This is a genomic window from Streptomyces sp. NPDC002055 (assembly GCF_040296705.1).
Taxonomy (GTDB): Bacteria; Actinomycetota; Actinomycetes; order Streptomycetales; family Streptomycetaceae; genus Streptomyces.
On record NZ_JBEOXS010000011.1, the window covers coordinates 47,495 to 65,061 of the forward strand.

The window sequence follows — 17,567 nt, forward strand, 5'->3', positions numbered from 1 at the left end:
AACGCAAGGGAGGCGCGGTTACGGTGCTTGATCCGCAGGATCTGTACGCATGGGAGCCCAAGGGGCTCGCGGTGGCCGAAATGGCCATGGCCCAGGACTCGGCGGGGCTGGTCATGCTCTACCACTTCGACGGGTACATCGACGCAGGTGAGACCGGTGAGCAGATCGTGGAGCAGCTGCTCGACGGACTGCCCCGGCAGACGGTGGCCCGCTTCGACACCGACCGGCTCATCGACTACCGCGCCCGGCGTCCGCTGCTCACCTTCCGGCGGGACCGCTGGACGGCGTACGACGCGCCCCGGCTCGAGCTCCACCTCGTCCAGGACGCCACCGGAGCCCCGTTCCTGCTGCTCTCCGGCCCGGAGCCGGATGTGGAGTGGGAACGTTTCGCCGCCGCCGTACGGCAGATCGTGGAGCGGCTCTCCGTGCGGCTCTCGGTGAACTTCCACGGCATTCCCATGGGCGTCCCGCACACCCGCCCGGTCGGCATCACCCCGCACGGCAACCGGGTCGACCTGATGCCCGGCCACGGCAGCGTCTTCGACGAGGCGCAGGTGCCCGGCAGCGCGGAGTCGCTGGTGGAGTTCCGGCTGGCGGAGGCGGGCCACGACGTGCTGGGTGTCGCCGCCCATGTGCCGCACTACATCGCCCGCTCGCCCTACCCGGACGCGGCGCTGACCGCGCTGGAGGCGATCACCGCGGCCACCGGGCTCGTGCTGCCGGGCGTGGCGCGTGCCCTGCGCACCGAGGCGCACCGCACCCAGGTGGAGATCGAGCGGCAGATCGGGCAGGGCGACGATGAGCTGATCTCCCTGGTGCAGGGGCTGGAGAACCAGTACGACGCCATGGCCGGGGCCCGGACCCGCGGCAACCTGGTCGCCGAGCCGGCGCAGCTGCCCTCGGCGGACGAACTGGGCCGCGAGTTCGAACGCTTCCTCGCCGAGCGTGAGGGCGACGGCGGCTGATCCCCGCCGCCTCCGGTCTTCTACCCTGAGTTCATGCTGAAGGTGGGCCTGACGGGCGGAATCGGATCCGGCAAGAGCGAGGTGTCTCGGCTGCTCGCCTCGTACGGCGCGGTGATCGTGGACGCGGACAGGATCGCGCGGGAGGTCGTGGAGCCCGGAACGCCGGGACTGGACGCGGTGGTCGCCGAGTTCGGCCCCGGGATCCTGACGGAGGACGGCACGCTGGACCGCCCCGGGCTGGGCGCCGTCGTGTTCAGCGACCCCGAGCGGCTGCGTGCGCTGAACGCCATCGTCCACCCCTTGGTCGGCGCCCGGTCGGCGGAGCTGGAGGCGTCGGCGGGGCCGGGGGCGATCGTCGTCCACGATGTGCCGCTGCTGGCCGAGAACGGTCTGGCGCCGCTGTACGACCTGGTGGTCGTCGTGGACGCCACCGAGCGGACCCGGGTCGAGCGCCTGGTGCGGCTGCGCGGGATGGCGGAGCAGGAGGCCCGGTCCCGGATGGCCGCCCAGGCGACGCGGGAGCAGCGCCTCGCCGTCGCCGACCTGGTGATCGACAACGATGGGCCGCTGGAAGCCCTGGAGCAGCAGGTCGGGAAGGTCTGGGACGAGCTGCGGCGGCGTGCGGCCGGGGCTGCGGAGTAGGACCGCCGGGTGTCGCGGGGCCCGATTGCCGGAAGCGAAGGCGCCGGAGTGGTGGGCGCTGGAATGGTCGGGCGTCGGGGCTTCGACGCGGTGGGCGTCGGGCCGGTGCGGCGGGAGCGTGCGGTGCCGGGGTGTCCGCCCGCGGGGCTCCGAGGGTTGCGGTGCCGGGGACTGTTCTCGCGCTGTTTCCCTCGGGGAATGGTCGAGGGGGCAGTGTTGTTGTGCCGGATCGACAGGCGTCCGTTTCGCAGCTGGGACAGGAGGGACCGTGCCCGAGCGCACCCCCGAGACACACGTCATCGACTTCCGCGCCGCGGAGCATCTGCTCGCCGCCCACGACCCGCAGGGCGCGGTGAAGCTCCTGGACCCGGTGATCTCGGCTCATCCGGAGAACACCGCGGCCCGGCTGCTGAGGGCGCGGGCGTTCTTCCACGCGGCGCAACTCCGCTCGGCCGAGCTGGAGTTCCAGCTCGTCCTGGAGCGCGAGCCGGACAACGCATTCGCGCACTTCGCCCTCGGGCGCACGCTCCAGCGGGCCAACCGTCCGGAGGAGGCCACCCGGCACTTCCGGCTGGCCGCGGCGCTGGACCCGCGCCCGGACTTCGTGGAGGCGGCTCGCTTCGGCGACACCGGCCCGGGCGACGCGGCCTGATACCGCAGCGTGCTCCGGCACGGCTCGCGCGCTCACCGGGGGTGACCCAGGGGGTGACCGCGCCCGGTCGCCCGACGGCGTCGTAAATCCGGTCGATCATCGTTCGTACGGGCTGCTAGCGTGCGGCACGTGGCGAAACTCAATCAGATCATCGCAGTCGAGAAGGGCGTCAAGTCCAAGGCGCAGCAGGACCTTTCGGGTACGCAGCGGGGACTCGAGAAGCCGGCGCTGCTGGCCGGGATCTCCCGCACGTACCAGCCGAAGGACGAGGAGGGCGAGCAGCTCCCGCCCGAGTCCACCCGTGTGCAGGTGAAGGCGGAGGACGTCCTGCGGGACACCGCCGCCACGCTCACCCGGCTGTTCGATGTCACCGCCACCAAGGACTGGGCGAACTGCGAAGCCCGCGCGGACATCACCGTCGAGGGCCGGACGCTGCTGCGCGACGTACCCGTCTCGTACCTGCTGTTCCTGGAGAAGCAGCTGACGGACATCAACGCGTTCGTCCGCAGGATGCCCACCCTGGACGCGGCGGAGTCCTGGTCCCTCGACCCGTCGACGGACGCCTGGAAGACCGAGCCGGTGCGCACCGTCCGGACGAAGAAGGTGCCGCGCAACCACGTGAAGGCGGAGGCGACGGACAAGCACCCGGCGCAGGTCGAGGTCTACTACGAGGACATTCCGGTCGGCTACTGGACGACCGTCAAGTTCTCCGGTGCCCTCCCGGCCCGCAGGGTCAACGAAGTCCTCGACCGCGTCGAACGGCTGCAGCAGGCGGTGAAGTTCGCCCGTGAGGAGGCCAACGGCGCCGAGGTCTCCGACCAGCAGGCCGGCGACGTGGTCTTCGGCTACCTCTTCGGGTAGCGTCATGATCTCCCCGGCCGCTGTTGAGAGCGGGCGGGGTGCGCGAGGAGCGCAAAGCTGAAGAGGAAGCTCGTCGTGATACACGCGGCTGCATTGGGAGGTATTGACCACCTCTCCGAGCATTCGGTCACGAGAGGGGACTGCCTGAAGTCCGGAGGGCACCGAGCTCAACCCTCGGTCTCCGGTCAGGTCTTCCGCCCGTGACACGCGTTCAGTCTCAGACTCTCGCTCCAGACTCAGCATGCGCCGCCGATCGCCGGATCGACCGGGCGCGGGCCCAGTCGTCGGATGCCGGTTCGAATCCGGCCCGCCCCGCTGTCCTGGGGCGGTAGTTCAAAGGAAGAACACGACGACGTCAGACTGACCCGCGCCGACGGATCCGGCGTGCACACAGGGGCGGCACACCAGGGCCCGGGGGATGGCCAAACCCCCGGGCCCGTTCAGTGCTCTTTGCCATGTGCTCGTTCGATCCCCGGTGCGGTGGCCTCGCCGGGCCGTCCGGTCCGGTCGTCGTGGCATGCTTCTCGGAGCCGTCGCCGTCGCCGCACTTGCACTCGCACCGGTGCTCGCACCACTCCCGCAGTGGGGCTGTGCCTGGTCAGTGGCGCCGAACCGGCCGGTACGGCGGAACGTCCCGGCCCGGTTGCCAGTGGGGCCCCTGATGCAGGTGGTGCGCGATGACCAGCAGATCAGCCGTCGCGATCAGCATGAGAACACCGCAGGCGACGGCCCACCCGGTCCGGCCGAGCTCGGCGAAGATCACCGTGCCCGCAATGGCCCAGAGCAGCCCCCACACGGTCAGCCCGAGCCGCATCCGCAACGGACTCCGCGCCTCCGTCGGCTCACTCCCGGTACGCATATGCCACCATCTCCACCTCCAGCATCCCTCGGACAGGAGCCGTGGGCCAGCGTCGTGTGGCGGGCTGCGCGTCGGGGCGCCGGCCTTCGGGGCGCTCGGCGGTCGTGCGCGGGAGCTCACGACGGCGGGGCGGACCGCCGTCCGCTGATCACGAACCGGTGGCCGAGCGTGATTGGACCACCGCTTGCGCCTCCTGAACAGTGACCTGCTGCTCAGCGCCGAAGACGCCATCCGGGAGGTGTCCGCCTGTTGTGCCAGACCCCGTCCACTCGACCTTCCAGGTGATGGTCGCGTTGAGCGGATACGACGCCTTTCCGGACGTTGCCCTCAGGTACGTAATGCCACACGGGGGAGTTCTGCTTGCATGTCCCTTCGTGTACGGCTGCCCGATGCTGCCATCCTTTTTGATCGGGCATTCACCCGAAGCCGGGTGCAGGTCGGCGTCCTCGGTCCCGGGCTCCAGCTTCAGTGCGACGGGTGTAGCAGTGGTGGTCGCCTGCAGGTTCAAGCCGCCGCCGATGGACGCGGTAACGGACACCGGTTTGAAGGTGGCCTTCTCCAGCCAAGCCCATGTCGCCAGGTTGACGGTCTGAGGGCCGTTCGGGTTGAGTTCCACCTCGGTGTCGGGCACCTTGATCTGCTGGTAGGCAAGGCCGGCGAGGATTTTCGGGTCAATAGCGTTCTCGACCTTGGGTTTCTCGCCGTTGTCCGCCCAGAACGGAAGCCGGTTGCAGGAGCCCCTCTTGAGGACATCCGGCTCGGCAGGGTTCTCCACTGCCCCCCACCACATGCCGTCGCCCTGCTTGTCCTTGTTGTAGTCCTTGTACTTCCCGTCCTTGTACTCCTGCCGGTACTCGTCTACCGCGCGCTTCGCGTAGTTCGCCTGCCCTGGATAGTTGAGCGTGTCACGGTATTCCTTCTCGGTCTTCTTCTCGAATTCCTTCGGGCTCCACAGCGGGGCATACCAGCAAGGAGGTGGTGTCCAGTTGCTGTTGGATACCGTGAGCCCGCCCGTCGAGCGTCCCGTGCCGTTCTTCGAAGTGTCATAGGAGACCTTCACGGGCTTGTGCGTATAACGTGTCGTCTTTGCGTCCCCCGGTCGTCGTGTCGCCTGGTTGCTCGCCGGCGAGGGCGGCGGGAACAGTCAATACCAGCGATGCTGAGACAAGTCCGCCGAGAACCAGACTTCTTAACGCTACTTCCTGCACTGTTCGGCCCCCGGCTTCACCTCGATGGAGTTCGCCTGCCACAGCTTGCCCTCGGGGGCGGCTTCCATCACGATCTCGTAGATCGAAAAGTCGGAATCGCTTTCCTGGGTTCGGAGAACCCTGCGAGTCCTGAGCTCCTTGCTGTACGCCTTCGACTGGTCGCGGCAGAAGGAGACCGCGGCGCGCTTCCCGCCGCTGTCCACCCGGACCTGGGGGCGGCTGTACCGGTCGACGCCGGTGATGGTCCAGCCGCCCTTCACGCGCTCCTCGATCTGGTCCTTCGCATAGGTCTTCGCGTTGCCCAGTGGTGTGGCGTAGAAGAGGTAGGCCGCATCATTCGGATTCTGTGTGATGACACCGTGTCGGATGCCGCGCACATAGTTCACGGCGTCATCGAGTACGGAAGCCTGTCGGCCGTCCGAAGGAGGCTGCCAGTCAAGAGCAATCTTGAAGTCCGCAGGAAAGACCACCTTTGGGCCCCTGTCGTCGTCGGCGGCCGGTGGGGTGCTGCGCGAGGATGCACGGCCTTTGCCGGCTCCTTCGATCTCCTTGCTCTTGCTCTCTTCGGTACTGCCACCACAGCCTGCGAGCAGGACGGCTAAGGCCGCAAGGGTGAAGACGGACATGGTGCGATGTCGCACGATGTGCTCCCTGGTAGGTGGAGTTGTCATGTGCGAAGGGACGCTACAGGTGTCCACACAGGGCCGTCATCGTTCCCAGGTGCCATGGTGGCGCGCCTTGGGTATCCGCTGCGGGGCCTTCTCTCTTGTTCGGCTCCGCTTGCGAGCACATGGTGTTCCGCCCACCGGCGCGGCATCGAGAGCACACCCGTACGAGGCATGCACCTTGCTGCTGGTGACGGCCTCGAACTTCCCACCGCTCGACGTCCAGGGGCCTCCGGGCGCACCGCGGTCAGGACTCGATGAGCCACTGTGGTGGGCAGGGGTGGGCCAGTTGGCGTCGGGACGGCATGACCTCCTTGCCGTAGTGCCAGGCCATGGTGTCCAGGACGCGCAGCACCGAGATGTCGTCACCGAGGCCCGCGGTGGTGCGGGCGCGTTCGAGGTGAGTGATCAGGCGCCCGTCGTCCGCCTGCAGTTCGCACCGCATGTCGGACCAGAAGAGCAGGTCGTTCTCCGGGCGGTCGAACACCCACTTGATCACGGAGTCGTACACGGGGAACAGCGCCGGCCGTTTGCGGGCCATCAGCTTGCCCGCGATCACCGGGCCGATCCACCGAAGGTCGTTCAGACGTTCCCAGAGCTGCCAGGCAGGTCCTTCGCGTCCGATGAGGCTCGCGTCCACGTCCACCAGCTGGGCGGTGACGGGCAGTTGGGCGAGCAGCTCGCTGAACGCGTGTGCGGGGTCCGGTTCCAGGAGTTGCAGGGCCGCGGTCGCCGGGATGCTGACGCCGAGCGTCGTCACGGCTATCACGTCGTCCGCGGTGAAGCGGTTGGCGACCGATAACCGGTCCCCGCCTCCGCCGAGGCGTTCGAAGCGCGATCCGGTGCAGGCCGGTGTGCCGTCCCAACGGACGGCCCAGTAGCTGCGGAGGAGTTCGGCCGCGCGGTGGCTCTGCCAGAGGGCGGGCGGGATGCGGAGGCACATGGGTGGTCTCCCGGGTGTGTACGGACGGGACGGATCGCGGGTCGCGGAGGGCGGCCGCTGAGCAGGGGAGTGGTGCGGTGCGGAAGCGCCGTGGAGCAGGGGCCCTGCGCCGTGAGTGAGCCGGTGGCCGGGGAGGTGACGGGTGCTGATGGCACTCCGGTCGGTGGAGCGGATCCCGGTCAGGGGGTGAAAGGTCGCGGGCAGTGTGCCTGCTTCGTTCCGCGGTGCTACGCCTCCGCGGTTCTGCCCCTCGTGGCTCTGCGCTTCTGCACCTCCGAGGGGGCGAACCCTGGCCGACGGGCGGTCGCGGCACGGGCTGCCGACGGTGGGGCGTCTCGTGTGGGCGCGGCCGGCCATGAGTCCGAGTGGCCGCGACCGGCGGTGCGGTCCACGGCCGGAGCCGGGTCGGAGGTCGCCATGCCGTTCCAGGTGGTGGTACGTATGCCGCCGACCTGTCGCCGACCTGCCGCTGTGCGGAACGCGCTGAACCGGCGAGGGATCGCGGTCCGCGTGCTTCTCTGCGGAGCGGTCGGTGCCGGTCGCCACAGCGGTACGGCGGGTGCCTCAGAGGCGGAGTGGGCGGTGCCGGGCGCCCGTGGTGCCTCGGGACGTGCCACCCCCGCAGGCGAGAGCTCGCTGCGTATGGGCCCGGTGTGCAGGAAGCGCTCGGTGGGTGATCCGGGCGGCATACGGAAAGGTGTGAGCGTTCACGAAACTGGTCCCCCCAGTTGAACGGCGAACAAAATACGCCGGGGGCGGGAGTTTTGCAGACCTCGAACCCTGGGGGCAAGAGTCAGGAGAAATCACTCCAAAAATGCCGAGGCTCGGCCGTTCCGCCCGCTCACAGGTGCCTGCCCCGCCGCGCGTGACGCCTTGGACCCTTTGGACATCGTGGACGGCAGACGGGGAGGGCGAAGCACAGGGGGTGACCGTGAGCGTTGGCCTACGCTGGGTTGTCGCGCCCTGTCGGCCGTAGACTCGCACGCGGTCCGCAGGTCCGGCGGGCGGGAACGGGTGCCGGTACCGGTACAGCAGTACGGCGCGAGGGGTGGCAGACGGTGACGCGGGAGCAGCACCCCGAGGCCGGTGCCTTCGCGGACTGCGCGGCTGTCTTCCTGCCGGCCGATCCGCCCCGCCATGGACGGGTCGCCTTCTGGCGGCCCGACGGCGGCCCTCTCCCTGGTGCCCCGCCACGGCGTGCCGCTCCGTTCCCTGACCCTGGACCGCCCCATGACCCCGGTCTGTCCCCTGACCCCGGTCTGTCCCAGCACCCTGGTACGTTCCCTGACGGAGTCCCGCCCCTCGACGGTCCGCAGGTCAGCGACGGTGCCGCCCCCGAGGCGTTCCCTTCCGGCCCCGGCCCCGGCCCCGGCTCTGGCACCGACCTTCGCCCCGCCCCGCAGGACCTGACCGTCGTCCGGCGGCACGGCAAGGGGGTCCGCAGCCGGACCGTCCCCGCCGTGCACCTTCCGCTCGCCGACGCCGTCCCGCTGCTGGCCGGTGCGCGCCACGACCCCGCCGCCCATCCCGCGGCGGCCTGTTGGGGCGCGGCGGCCCTGCACGCCCTGCACCTCGCCGCACGCGGCAAGCTGCTCCCCGGGCTGACCTCGGACGACGTCGACGCCTGGCGGGCCGGTCCGCTGGATCCCGAGGACGTCGCCCATCTGCGGGCCATCGCCGCCGCCATGCCCGCGGAGGCCAATGCCGTGCCGCTGCCGGGGCGGAAACCTTTGCAACTGCCCGACCCCGAGGCACTGCTGCGGGCCTTCCTCGACGCCGTCGCCGATGTGCTGCCGCGGAGCCCCGCCGCTCCCCATGCCGTGGCCGACATGCAGCCCGGGGGCCGCAACCCCGTGGGGCGCTCTCCTGCGGCCCGCGGTGCGGGGCGGCCGCACGCCACCCGTTCCACCGGGGGCCGCCGGGCCGGCAGGACCTCCGGAGTCGGCAGAACCGCCAAGGCCGACAGGACGTCCGCAGCCGCCCCGGCGTCCCACCCCGCCGGAGCCCCGTTCGCCGTGGACGAGCCGCAGCGGCTGCCCCATGCCCGGGAGTGGGCCGCCGAGGTGGCCGCGGGTCTGGCCGCCGGTGTGCGGATCTCGCTGCGGCTGGACCTCTCCCCGTACGACCTCTTCGACTCGGGGATCAGTCACGGTTCGGCGGTCGGTGACGGCTTGGCGAACGGCTCTGACCTGGCAGACGGCGAGGAGCAAGGCGGCGAGGAACCAGGCGGCGAGGAACCAGGCCGCGAGGAGGAAGGCCGCGAGGAGCGGTGCATCGCGGCGGCCGTCCTCCAGGTCCACAGCCTGGCCGATCCGACCCTGGTCTCCGACGCCGCGACGCTCTGGGACGGTGCGGACCACTTCGGGCCGCGCGCCCGGATCGACACCCTGCTCGCCGTGCGCCGCGCGGCCCGCGTCTGGCCTCCACTCGCCCGCCTGCTCGACCGGCCCGCGCCGGACGTGCTGCCGCTGACCGAGTCGGAGCTGTACGCGTTGCTGGGCCAGTCCGCGAACCGGCTGGGCGCCGCGGGGGTGGCCGTCCACTGGCCCAAGGAGTTCGCCCGGGAGCTGACCGCCACCGCCGTCGTGCGCCCCGCCCCCGGCTCCGCCGCCGACGGCTTCGGCTTCTTCGAACCGGAAGAACTCCTCCAATTCCGCTGGCAGTTGACGCTGGACGGCGAGCCGATCAGCGACGCCGAGATGGACGCCCTCGCCGAGGCGCACCGCCCCGTCGTACGGCTGCGCGACCAGTGGGTGCTGGTCGACCCCGCCCTCGTCCGCAAGGCGCGCAAGCGCGACCTGGGGCTCCTCGATCCGGTCGACGCGCTGCGCACCGTGCTCACCGGAACCGCCGAGGTGGACGGAGAGAACGTCGAGGCGGTACCCCTGGGGGCGCTGGCCGACCTCCGCGCCCGCCTCACCGGTGAACTGCGGCCCGCCGCACAGCCCCCGGAGCTCCGCGCCACGCTGCGCGACTACCAGCTCCGCGGCCTCGCCTGGCTCGACCGGATGACCTCGGCCGGTCTCGGCGGCTGCCTCGCCGACGACATGGGGCTCGGCAAGACGATCACGCTCATCGCCCTCCATCTGCACCGCGACCACCCCGCCCCGACCCTGGTGGTCTGCCCGGCCTCGCTGCTCGGCAACTGGCAGCGCGAGATCGCCCGCTTCGCGCCGGACGTTCCCGTGCGCCGGTTCCACGGCACCGGCCGCACCCTGGAAGGGCTGTCGGGCGGCTTCGTCCTCACCACGTACGGCACGATGCGCAGCAGCGCCGCCGAACTCGCCGGGCGCCGCTGGGGACTGGTCGTCGCCGACGAGGCCCAGCACGTGAAGAACCCGCGCTCCTCGACCGCGAAGGCGCTGCGCACCATCCCCGCTCCGGCGCGGATCGCGCTCACCGGCACCCCCGTCGAGAACAACCTCTCCGAACTGTGGGCACTCCTCGACTGGACCACCCCCGGGCTGCTCGGGCCGCTGAAGACCTTCCGCGCCCGGCACGCCCGCGCCGTCGAGGGCGGCGAGGACCGGGAGGCGGCCGAGCGGCTGGCCCGGCTGGTACGGCCGTTCGTGCTGCGCCGCAAGAAGTCGGATCCCGGCATCGCGCCCGAACTGCCGCCCAAGACCGAGACCGACCACCCCGTCGGGCTCGGCCGGGAACAGGCCGCGCTGTACGAGGCCGTGGTGCGCGAGACCCTGGCCCGGATCGAGGCCGCCGAGGGCATCGCGCGCCGCGGGCTGGTCATGAAGCTGCTCACCGCGCTCAAGCAGATCTGCAACCACCCCGCGCAGTATCTGAAGGAGGCCGCGCCCGGACTCACCGCCCGCTCCGGCAAGCTGGAGATCCTCGACGAGCTGCTGGACACCATCCTCGCCGAGGGCGGAGCGGCACTGGTCTTCACCCAGTACGTGGAGATGGCCCGGCTCCTCGAACGGCACCTCACCCGCCGCGGCGTCCCGGTCCAGCTGCTGCACGGCGGCACGCCCGTGGAGCAGCGCGACGTGATGGTCGACCGCTTCCAGTCCGGCGAGGCCCCGGTGTTCCTGCTCTCCCTGAAGGCCGCGGGCACCGGGCTCAACCTCACCCGCGCGGGACACGTGGTCCACTACGACCGCTGGTGGAATCCGGCCGTCGAGGAGCAGGCCACCGACCGCGCCTACCGCATCGGCCAGACCCAGCCCGTGCAGGTGCACCGGCTGATCGCCGAAGGCACCGTCGAGGACCGGATCGCCCAACTGCTGGACGCCAAAAGGGCGCTGGCCGACGCCGTGCTGAGCGGTGGCGAGGCCGCGCTGACCGAACTGAGCGACGCGGAACTCGCCGACCTCGTCTCGCTGCGGAGGCCGTCATGACCCGCCACGGCCGCCCCGCCGCTCCGGGGACCGGCGGCCCCGAGGAGTTCCCGCGGTCCTGGTGGGGGCACGCCTGGGTGCACGCCCTGGAGGAGAACGCGTCCGACCCGGCCCGGCTCTCCCGCGGCCGCGGCTACGCGCGCCGCGGGTTCGTCGACGCGATCACCGTCACCCCGGGGCGCGTCGCCGCCGCGGTGCACGGCACCCGCCCCCGCCCGTACCGGACCGCCCTCCGCCTCCAGGTCCTCACCGACGCCGAGTGGAACGACTTCCTCGACGCCGTCTCCGCGGAGCCCGCCCACATCGCGGCGCTCCTGGACAAGGACATGCCGCAGGCCCTGGTGGCCGCCGCGGACCGGGCGGGCGTCCACCTGCTCCCCGGCCCCGGTGACATGGACCCTTCCTGCTCCTGCCCGGACGACGGCCGGCCCTGCAAACACGCGGCGGCGCTCTGCTACGAGACGGCCCGGCTGCTGGACACCGACCCGTTCGTCCTGCTGTTGCTGCGCGGCCGGGAGGAGAGCGAACTCCTCGACGACCTCACCCGCCGCAACGCGGCGCGCGCCGCCCGGGAGAAGGCCGCCGGAACCCCGGCCGCCACCGCGTCGGTGGTGGCGCGTGACGCCCTGTCCGGCACGGCGCGTCCGCCGCTTCCCGCGCCCCTGGCGGCGCCCACCGCCGCGGCGTATCCGCCGGCCTTCCCGGAACCGGATGGTGCCCCGTCGGCCGAGGCCCTCGAATTCCTGGCCGTGGACGCGGCGGCCCGCGCCCAGGCGTATCTGGCCGACGGGGCGGACCCGTTCGCGGTCCGCTCGGCCTGGCAGGACGCCGTACGGCTCGCCGCCACCCACCCGCATCTCTCCGGGCGCCGGAGCTTCTCCGCCCGGTTCGCCCAGCTGGCCGCGAGCAGCGGCCGCACCGCCCAGGATCTCTCCCGGGCCGTCGCGGCCTGGCGCCAGGGCGGCGCGGAGGGCCTGGCCGTTCTCGATCTCCCGTGGGACCCGCCGGCCGGCGATTTCGACCGGGCCCGCAGCGCGCTCGCCGACGCGGACTTCCCGCGCATGACGATCCGGCACAACCGGCTCACCGACCCCCGGGGCTTCGTCCAGCTCCGCTACGGGCGGGACGGCCGCTGGTACCCGTACCGCTCCGACGGGGGACGCGAGGACTGGTGGCCGGAGGGCCCGGCGGACGAGGACCCGGTCGGCGCCCTGACGGGATCGCTGTACGGCTGACGGCCGGTGAGGACCGGGTGGGGGACCGGCAGGGCTGGGCCGGTGGCCGGCCCGCCTCGGGTGGGGTCGGCGCCTCGCGGACCGGACGCTCAGCCGCGGCGCGTGGTCTTGCGGTATCCGAACGGGCCGGGAAGGTCCATCGACGTCGTCCGACGGCCCGTGGACGAATAGGTGCGGCGCACGCCGTCCCCCTTGCCGAGGGTGACGGAGACGGACTTGCGGTTGATGTTGAGCCGGACGCCCGGAAGTATCCGGAAGCTCTTGCGGAAGGTGATGGGCACAGTGGACTCCTCTCGTCCCCGACTGGCCTTCCCCGAGGATACGCGGGTACGCCGCATCCCCTTGCCGCGATGCGCGTGCGGGCCCCGAAGCTGTTGAGGCTGTGGCCCTGCTTCCACGGCGCGAGTCGCGCACCAGGGCGTGCAAGTCGCGGACCTCGTCGGGACCGCTGCCGCCGGGACGAGCACCGGCGCCTCGTCGGGCGAGGCGGCGCAGTGCCTGCGCATGGTGTCTGCCCGGGGCCGTCCTCATGCCTCAGCCGGCCCCGACCGCGCAGGGCTGTCCGTCGACCGGGTCAGACGCCTCTGCTCGCGAAGCGGATGAAGTCGGTCCAGGCTTCGGGTGTGAGGGTGAGTGCGGGGCCGTGGGGGTTCTTGGAGTCGCGTACCTGGATGGTTCCCGTGTCGATGGCGACTTCGACGCAGTCGCCGCCTTCGCTGCCGCTGTGGCTGGACTTGATCCACTGAGGATTGTCGGTGCGGTGTGTGTTCGCTGCGCTGTTCATGACCCTCCTGCCAGGTCGGCCAGCAGATTCAGGCTCTCCTCCGGGGCGCCCACGCCATGAGCCGTGAAGCCGAACCCCCTACAGTTCCGCTGCCCACCGGGCCAGCGTCGCGAAGTCCGCGTCGCGCAGGCCCCGGCGGGGGTGGATGCGCAGGAGCAGGGCGGGGGCGTCGTGGTGGGCGGTGACGTGTGCGGTGTCGAGGTCGGTGACCATGTCGTCGACCCAGACGAACGGGCGCCCCGCCGCCCACGTCAGCACATGACGGGTCTTCCAGTAGAGGCCGTCCGGGTCCTTGGTGAAGAGCTCGGGCCATTCGATCACCGGCAGGTCGCCCGGGAGGCCGATCGCGGGGGCGATCATCTCGTTCGCCTGGTGCATCCAGGTGGTCGCCCAGGCCAGTTCGTACGGCAGCGTGGTCAGCCGCCGGCCGTGCCCGGGGTTGAGGCGGACCCGCAGGCCGCGGCGGTGGCTGCGGGACCCCGGGGTCTGCCGGGACAGCCAGTTGGCGGGGTGGAGGCGGTGCGTGGTGTAGCCGCGCGGCCGGTACAGCCGGGCGGCGTACGGGTTGAGCGGGCCGTCCACGTCGAGGAGCAGCAGGGGGCGATCCGTCATGGAGAACTCCTACCCATGGAGGTCGGGTATGTCGGCGCCGCGCCGGGTGCCGGGCAGCGGGACGTGGACGGTTGGGTACGTCGGGCCGTCGAGCGCCCGGCGCGTGCGCGGAGAAGGAGGCGCACTCATGAGGTGAGGGGCGCACCCGCGTGGCAAGGAGGCCGCTGACGCACCGCACCCTCCCCGACCTGCCCTCCTGGTGCGCCCCGCGCGGCAAGGGAGCCGCGCTCATGTGGGAGCGCCGCTCCGGAGAGCGCCCGCCGCAGCGGACACTCCCCGCTCCGGCGGCCGTCCGCCGGCCCGTGTGACGGCCTCCGCTCCGGCCCGGCAGCCCGCCTCCGCGGCGGCCACCGGATCGCCTCCGGTCAGCAGCGACGCCAGGAAGGCCCCGGTGAAGGCGTCGCCCGCGCCGGTGGTGTCCACCGGAGCGACCACGGGGGCCGGGACCCGGGCGAGGACGTCACCGCCCGCGGCGAGCACGGCTCCCGCGGCGCCCCGCTTGACCGCGACGAGAGAGAAGTCCCGGCTGAGTTCGGCCGCCGCGTCGGCCGGATCCGCGAGGCCGGTGAGCAGCGTGGCCTCGTCGCTGTTCGGGAGGAGGAGGTCCGCGGCGGCGACCGACGTCAGGAACGCGGCGGGGCCGTGCTGTTCGATGAAGCCGGCCGACGCCGGATCGACACTGACCGGTACCGACCGCTCCCGGGCCGCCGCCATCGCCGCCGAGGCCAGCGTCCTGCTGCCGTCCGCGAAGAAGAGATAGCCCGACAGGTGGAGGCGGGCCACGCCGTCGAGCAGGCCGTCCCGCCAGTCCGCGGCGGACAGCCGGAGCGCGGCGCCGCTGTCGGTGACCAGGGTGCGCTCCGCCGTGGCGTCGACCAGACAGATGACGGTGCCCGTGGCCGCGTCCGGATCGACGCGGAGGGCGGGGCGGACCCCGCAGCGCAGCAGCGCGTCCTCGTGCCACGCGGCGGAGTCCGCCCCCACGCACCCCATGAGCCGGACGTCCGGTGCTCCGCTCCGGGCCGCCCAGCAGGCCGCGTTGGCCCCGGCGCCACCCGGCAGCGTGCTCACCCGGGCCGTGGTGTCGGTCGCCGGGGCGAGGGGAACGGTGTGCCGGGCGACGACATCCGTGATCACATCGCCGATCACCAGCAGCCCCCCGCGGGCCGGGCCCGGCGGCCCACCGGCGTCCCCGGGCCCCGTCATGCCGGGGTCCGGGACCAGGCCGTGGCGATCCGCACGGCCAGGCGCACATTGCCCCGTACCGCCGCGAGGTTGGCCTCCAGCGAGGCGCCGTCGGTGTGCTGCACCAGCTGGTCCAGCAGGAACGGTGTCACCGCCTGTCCGGTGATTCCCTCGCGGGCACACGCGGCCAGCGCCTCGGCCAGCACCCGGTCGTGGAGTTCCGGATCCAGCTGCTCCCGTCGGGGAACGGGATTGCCGACGACGAGGGCCGACTCCGGGCCGCCCAGCGCGTCCTGGGCGGCCATGGCCGCGGCGACCTCCTCGGGCTCGTGGACCGTCCAGTCGACCGGCTCGCCCGAACTGCTGAGATAGAAGCCGGGGAAGCGGTCGGTGCGGTAGCCCAGCACCCCCACCCCCAGCGTCTCCAGGCGCTGGAGCGTGGCGGGCACGTCGAGGATGGACTTCACGCCCGCGCACACGACCGTGATCCGGGTGCGGGCCAGCAGCGACAGGTCCGCCGATTCGTCCTGCGTCGCGGCCCACTCCCGGTGCACACCGCCCAGTCCGCCCGTCGCGAAGACCCTGATCCCCGCGCGGGCGGCGAGGAAGGCCGTCCCCGAGACGGTCGTCGCGCCGTCGCCGCCCGCCGCCACTGCGGGGGCCAGATCGCGGTGCCCCAGCTTGCGCAGTGACGGGTCGTCGGCGATGCGTTCCAGCTGGTCCGGGGTGAGGCCGATGTGTGCCCGGCCGTCCAGTACCGCGATGGTCGCCGGGACGGCGCCGCCCTCGCGGACCTCGGCCTCCAGCTCCTTCGCCACCTGCAGATTGCGGGGACGGGGCAGGCCGTGCGCGATGATCGTCGATTCCAGGGCCACCACCGGCTGTCTGCGGGCGAGCGCTTCCCGGACCTCCTCGGACACGTTCATCGGGGGTGTGGGCATCGCTGCGCGTCTCCCGTCTCGTGGGCCGTGCTCGAAGGAACGCTTCTCCTTCCATCCCTGGCGTTCCGGTCACACCGCCAAACCTTGTGTCCCGGTGCTTGACCAGCACCGCACAAGAGTGGCAAAAATATGACAGAACAGACAGAACCTCAGAAATCCATAGAGTCCGTCGTACCGTCAGGACGCTGCCCGCGGCGCCCTCCTGACGGTCGTGCAGCCGGACTCGGTCCGACTGCCCCCGGGGGTCGACATGTCCCGTTTCCCGTTCCGTATCAGACAGCGGCTCGGCATCGCCGGCCTGGCCGCGGCCGTGGGCGGCGCGATGACGCTCGTGCTCGCCCCGCCCGCCGCCGCGGAGCCCGCCACCTCGATCACCTATCCAACGGGCGCGGCCTCGACCCGCTACACCGGTCCGGCCTTCGACGCGTGCAGCGCGCCGAGCCTCGACGCGATGAAGGCGTGGAAGGAGTCGCCCTACCGCGCCGTCGGTGTGTACATCGGGGGTGTCAACCGCACCTGCACCCAGCCCCGGCTGACCGCGAGCTGGGTCACCGAGGTGTCGAAACTCGGCTGGCGCCTGCTCCCCATCTACAAGGGACTGCAGCCGGCCTGCGGCGCACGGGCCCAGGACGAGAAGATCACCCCCGGCTCGGCGGCGGAGGAGGGCAAGGCGGCGGCGGCCGACGCCATCGCCGCGGCGACCGCGCGCGGCATGCTGCCCGGCAGCGCCCTCTACAACGACATCGAGCAGTACACCAGCCCCGACAGCACCTGCCGGAACTCGGTCCTGACGTACCTGTCGGCGTGGACGAAGGCACTCCACGCCCGCGGCTACCTCTCCGGCGTCTACATGAACCTCAACCACGGCGCCGCGGACCTCTCCGCCGTCTACGGTTCCACGAGCCACGCCCGCCCCGACGCCCTCTGGATCGCCCGGTACGACGGCAGCACGTCACTCAGCGGCTGGTCGGGGATCCCGGACTCCCAGTGGGCGGCGCACCAGCGCGCCAAGCAGTACAGCAACAGCCATGACGAGACGCACGGCGGCGTGAAGATCAACATCGACAGCAACCAGCTCGACGCCCCGGTGGCCACGGTCGCCCACACCTACACGGTGACCAGCGAAGCCGTCCTCAAGGCCCGCCGGACGCCGTCGACCTCCGGCACCGTAGTGCGGTCCGTCGCCCCCGGATCCTCGGTCGCGGTGGTCTGCCAGAAGCCGGGTGCCACCGTCGGGGGGACCTCGGTGTGGGACCAGCTCTCCGACGGCACCTTCGTCTCCGACCACTATGTGAGCACGCCCTCCAAGACCGGCTACAGCGCCCCGCTGCCCCGCTGCGCGCACCCGTACCAGGTCACCCCGGCCGGCGGGGTCAACCAGCGGACCGGTCCCGGCACCTCGTACGCCACGGCCGGTGCGCTGCCCAGCGGAGCGCTCGCCTGGACGACCTGTCAGGCCCCCGGTACCGCGGTGAGCGGCACCTCGGTCTGGAACAAGCTGGACAGCGGGCACTGGGTCTCCGACTACTACGTGGCCAACGCGAGCAACACGACGTACAGCAAGCCCGTGCCCCGCTGCTGAGCCGACTGCCCGCCGCCGCGAGAGATCGCCGCCACCCTCCACCGGGAGGGTGGCGGCGATGCGTTGCCAGGGGGCCGTCGT

16 protein-coding genes are annotated in these 17,567 nt (G+C 71.9%); 7 read left to right on the forward strand and 9 right to left on the reverse strand.

Features of this window, described 5'->3' with window-relative positions; all coding sequences use genetic code 11:
* The first annotated feature begins 23 nt into the window (after positions 1-23).
* The 4 genes from ABT112_RS08965 (at position 24) to ABT112_RS08980 (ending at position 3,120) form a co-directional block, all read left to right on the forward strand.
* Positions 24-965, forward strand: coding sequence for a PAC2 family protein (locus ABT112_RS08965; protein WP_351507180.1), 942 nt, complete (start codon positions 24-26; stop codon positions 963-965).
* 33 nt (positions 966-998) lie between these two features.
* Complete coding sequence (gene coaE / locus ABT112_RS08970) at positions 999-1,607, forward strand: dephospho-CoA kinase (protein WP_351507182.1); 609 nt, start codon at positions 999-1,001, stop codon at positions 1,605-1,607.
* A 268-nt stretch (positions 1,608-1,875) separates the two neighbouring features.
* Positions 1,876-2,259, forward strand: coding sequence for a tetratricopeptide repeat protein (locus ABT112_RS08975; protein ID WP_351507183.1), 384 nt, complete (start codon positions 1,876-1,878; stop codon positions 2,257-2,259).
* A 129-nt stretch (positions 2,260-2,388) separates the two neighbouring features.
* A complete protein-coding gene (locus ABT112_RS08980; RefSeq protein WP_351507185.1) occupies positions 2,389-3,120 on the forward strand; it encodes a DUF7873 family protein in 732 nt (243 codons plus the stop codon).
* 598 nt (positions 3,121-3,718) lie between these two features.
* Here ABT112_RS08980 and ABT112_RS08985 read toward each other — a convergent pair.
* The 4 genes from ABT112_RS08985 to ABT112_RS09000 all read right to left on the reverse strand — a co-directional run bounded on the left by ABT112_RS08985 (position 3,719) and on the right by ABT112_RS09000 (position 6,795).
* Complete coding sequence (locus ABT112_RS08985; protein WP_351507188.1) at positions 3,719-3,979, reverse strand: DUF6343 family protein; 261 nt, start codon at positions 3,977-3,979, stop codon at positions 3,719-3,721.
* A gap of 148 nt (positions 3,980-4,127) precedes the next feature.
* Positions 4,128-5,039, reverse strand: coding sequence for a hypothetical protein (locus ABT112_RS08990; protein WP_351507190.1), 912 nt, complete (start codon positions 5,037-5,039; stop codon positions 4,128-4,130).
* A 135-nt stretch (positions 5,040-5,174) separates the two neighbouring features.
* Complete coding sequence (locus tag ABT112_RS08995; RefSeq protein WP_351507192.1) at positions 5,175-5,828, reverse strand: hypothetical protein; 654 nt, start codon at positions 5,826-5,828, stop codon at positions 5,175-5,177.
* A gap of 271 nt (positions 5,829-6,099) precedes the next feature.
* On the reverse strand, positions 6,100-6,795 hold the full coding sequence (locus ABT112_RS09000) for a DUF6308 family protein (protein ID WP_351507194.1): 696 nt from the start codon (positions 6,793-6,795) through the stop codon (positions 6,100-6,102).
* 1,058 nt (positions 6,796-7,853) lie between these two features.
* On the opposite strand from ABT112_RS09000, the gene ABT112_RS09005 reads away from it, so the two are divergent.
* Together ABT112_RS09005 and ABT112_RS09010 are read left to right on the forward strand one after the other, a co-directional pair.
* Entirely contained in the window at positions 7,854-11,147 is a 3,294-nt protein-coding gene (locus ABT112_RS09005) for an SCO1167/SCO6262 family helicase (RefSeq protein ID WP_502975290.1), read from the forward strand.
* Entirely contained in the window at positions 11,144-12,382 is a 1,239-nt protein-coding gene (locus tag ABT112_RS09010) for an SWIM zinc finger family protein (protein ID WP_351507198.1), read from the forward strand. Before ABT112_RS09005 ends, ABT112_RS09010 begins: the two co-directional genes overlap by 4 nt.
* An 89-nt stretch (positions 12,383-12,471) precedes the next feature.
* On the opposite strand, the gene ABT112_RS09015 is transcribed toward ABT112_RS09010, so the two are convergent.
* From ABT112_RS09015 to ABT112_RS09035, 5 genes are all read right to left on the reverse strand, one after another.
* Entirely contained in the window at positions 12,472-12,663 is a 192-nt protein-coding gene (locus tag ABT112_RS09015; RefSeq protein ID WP_351507200.1) for a DUF4236 domain-containing protein, read from the reverse strand.
* A 293-nt stretch (positions 12,664-12,956) separates the two neighbouring features.
* Positions 12,957-13,166 carry a DUF397 domain-containing protein gene (locus ABT112_RS09020; protein ID WP_351507203.1) on the reverse strand — a complete coding sequence of 70 codons (210 nt, stop codon included), beginning with the start codon at positions 13,164-13,166 and terminating at the stop codon, positions 12,957-12,959.
* 78 nt (positions 13,167-13,244) lie between these two features.
* Positions 13,245-13,778 carry an HAD domain-containing protein gene (locus ABT112_RS09025; RefSeq protein WP_351507205.1) on the reverse strand — a complete coding sequence of 178 codons (534 nt, stop codon included), beginning with the start codon at positions 13,776-13,778 and terminating at the stop codon, positions 13,245-13,247.
* Positions 13,779-14,006: 228 nt separating this feature from the next.
* Entirely contained in the window at positions 14,007-14,984 is a 978-nt protein-coding gene (locus ABT112_RS09030) for a carbohydrate kinase family protein (protein ID WP_351507207.1), read from the reverse strand.
* Positions 14,981-15,904, reverse strand: a complete 924-nt coding sequence (locus tag ABT112_RS09035; protein WP_351507209.1) for a pseudouridine-5'-phosphate glycosidase — start codon at positions 15,902-15,904, stop codon at positions 14,981-14,983. Before ABT112_RS09035 ends, ABT112_RS09030 begins: the two co-directional genes overlap by 4 nt.
* A 250-nt stretch (positions 15,905-16,154) precedes the next feature.
* Here ABT112_RS09035 and ABT112_RS09040 point away from each other — a divergent pair, with 250 nt between their 5' ends.
* Complete coding sequence (locus ABT112_RS09040) at positions 16,155-17,486, forward strand: glycoside hydrolase domain-containing protein (RefSeq protein WP_351507211.1); 1,332 nt, start codon at positions 16,155-16,157, stop codon at positions 17,484-17,486.
* Positions 17,487-17,567: the final 81 nt, after the last annotated feature.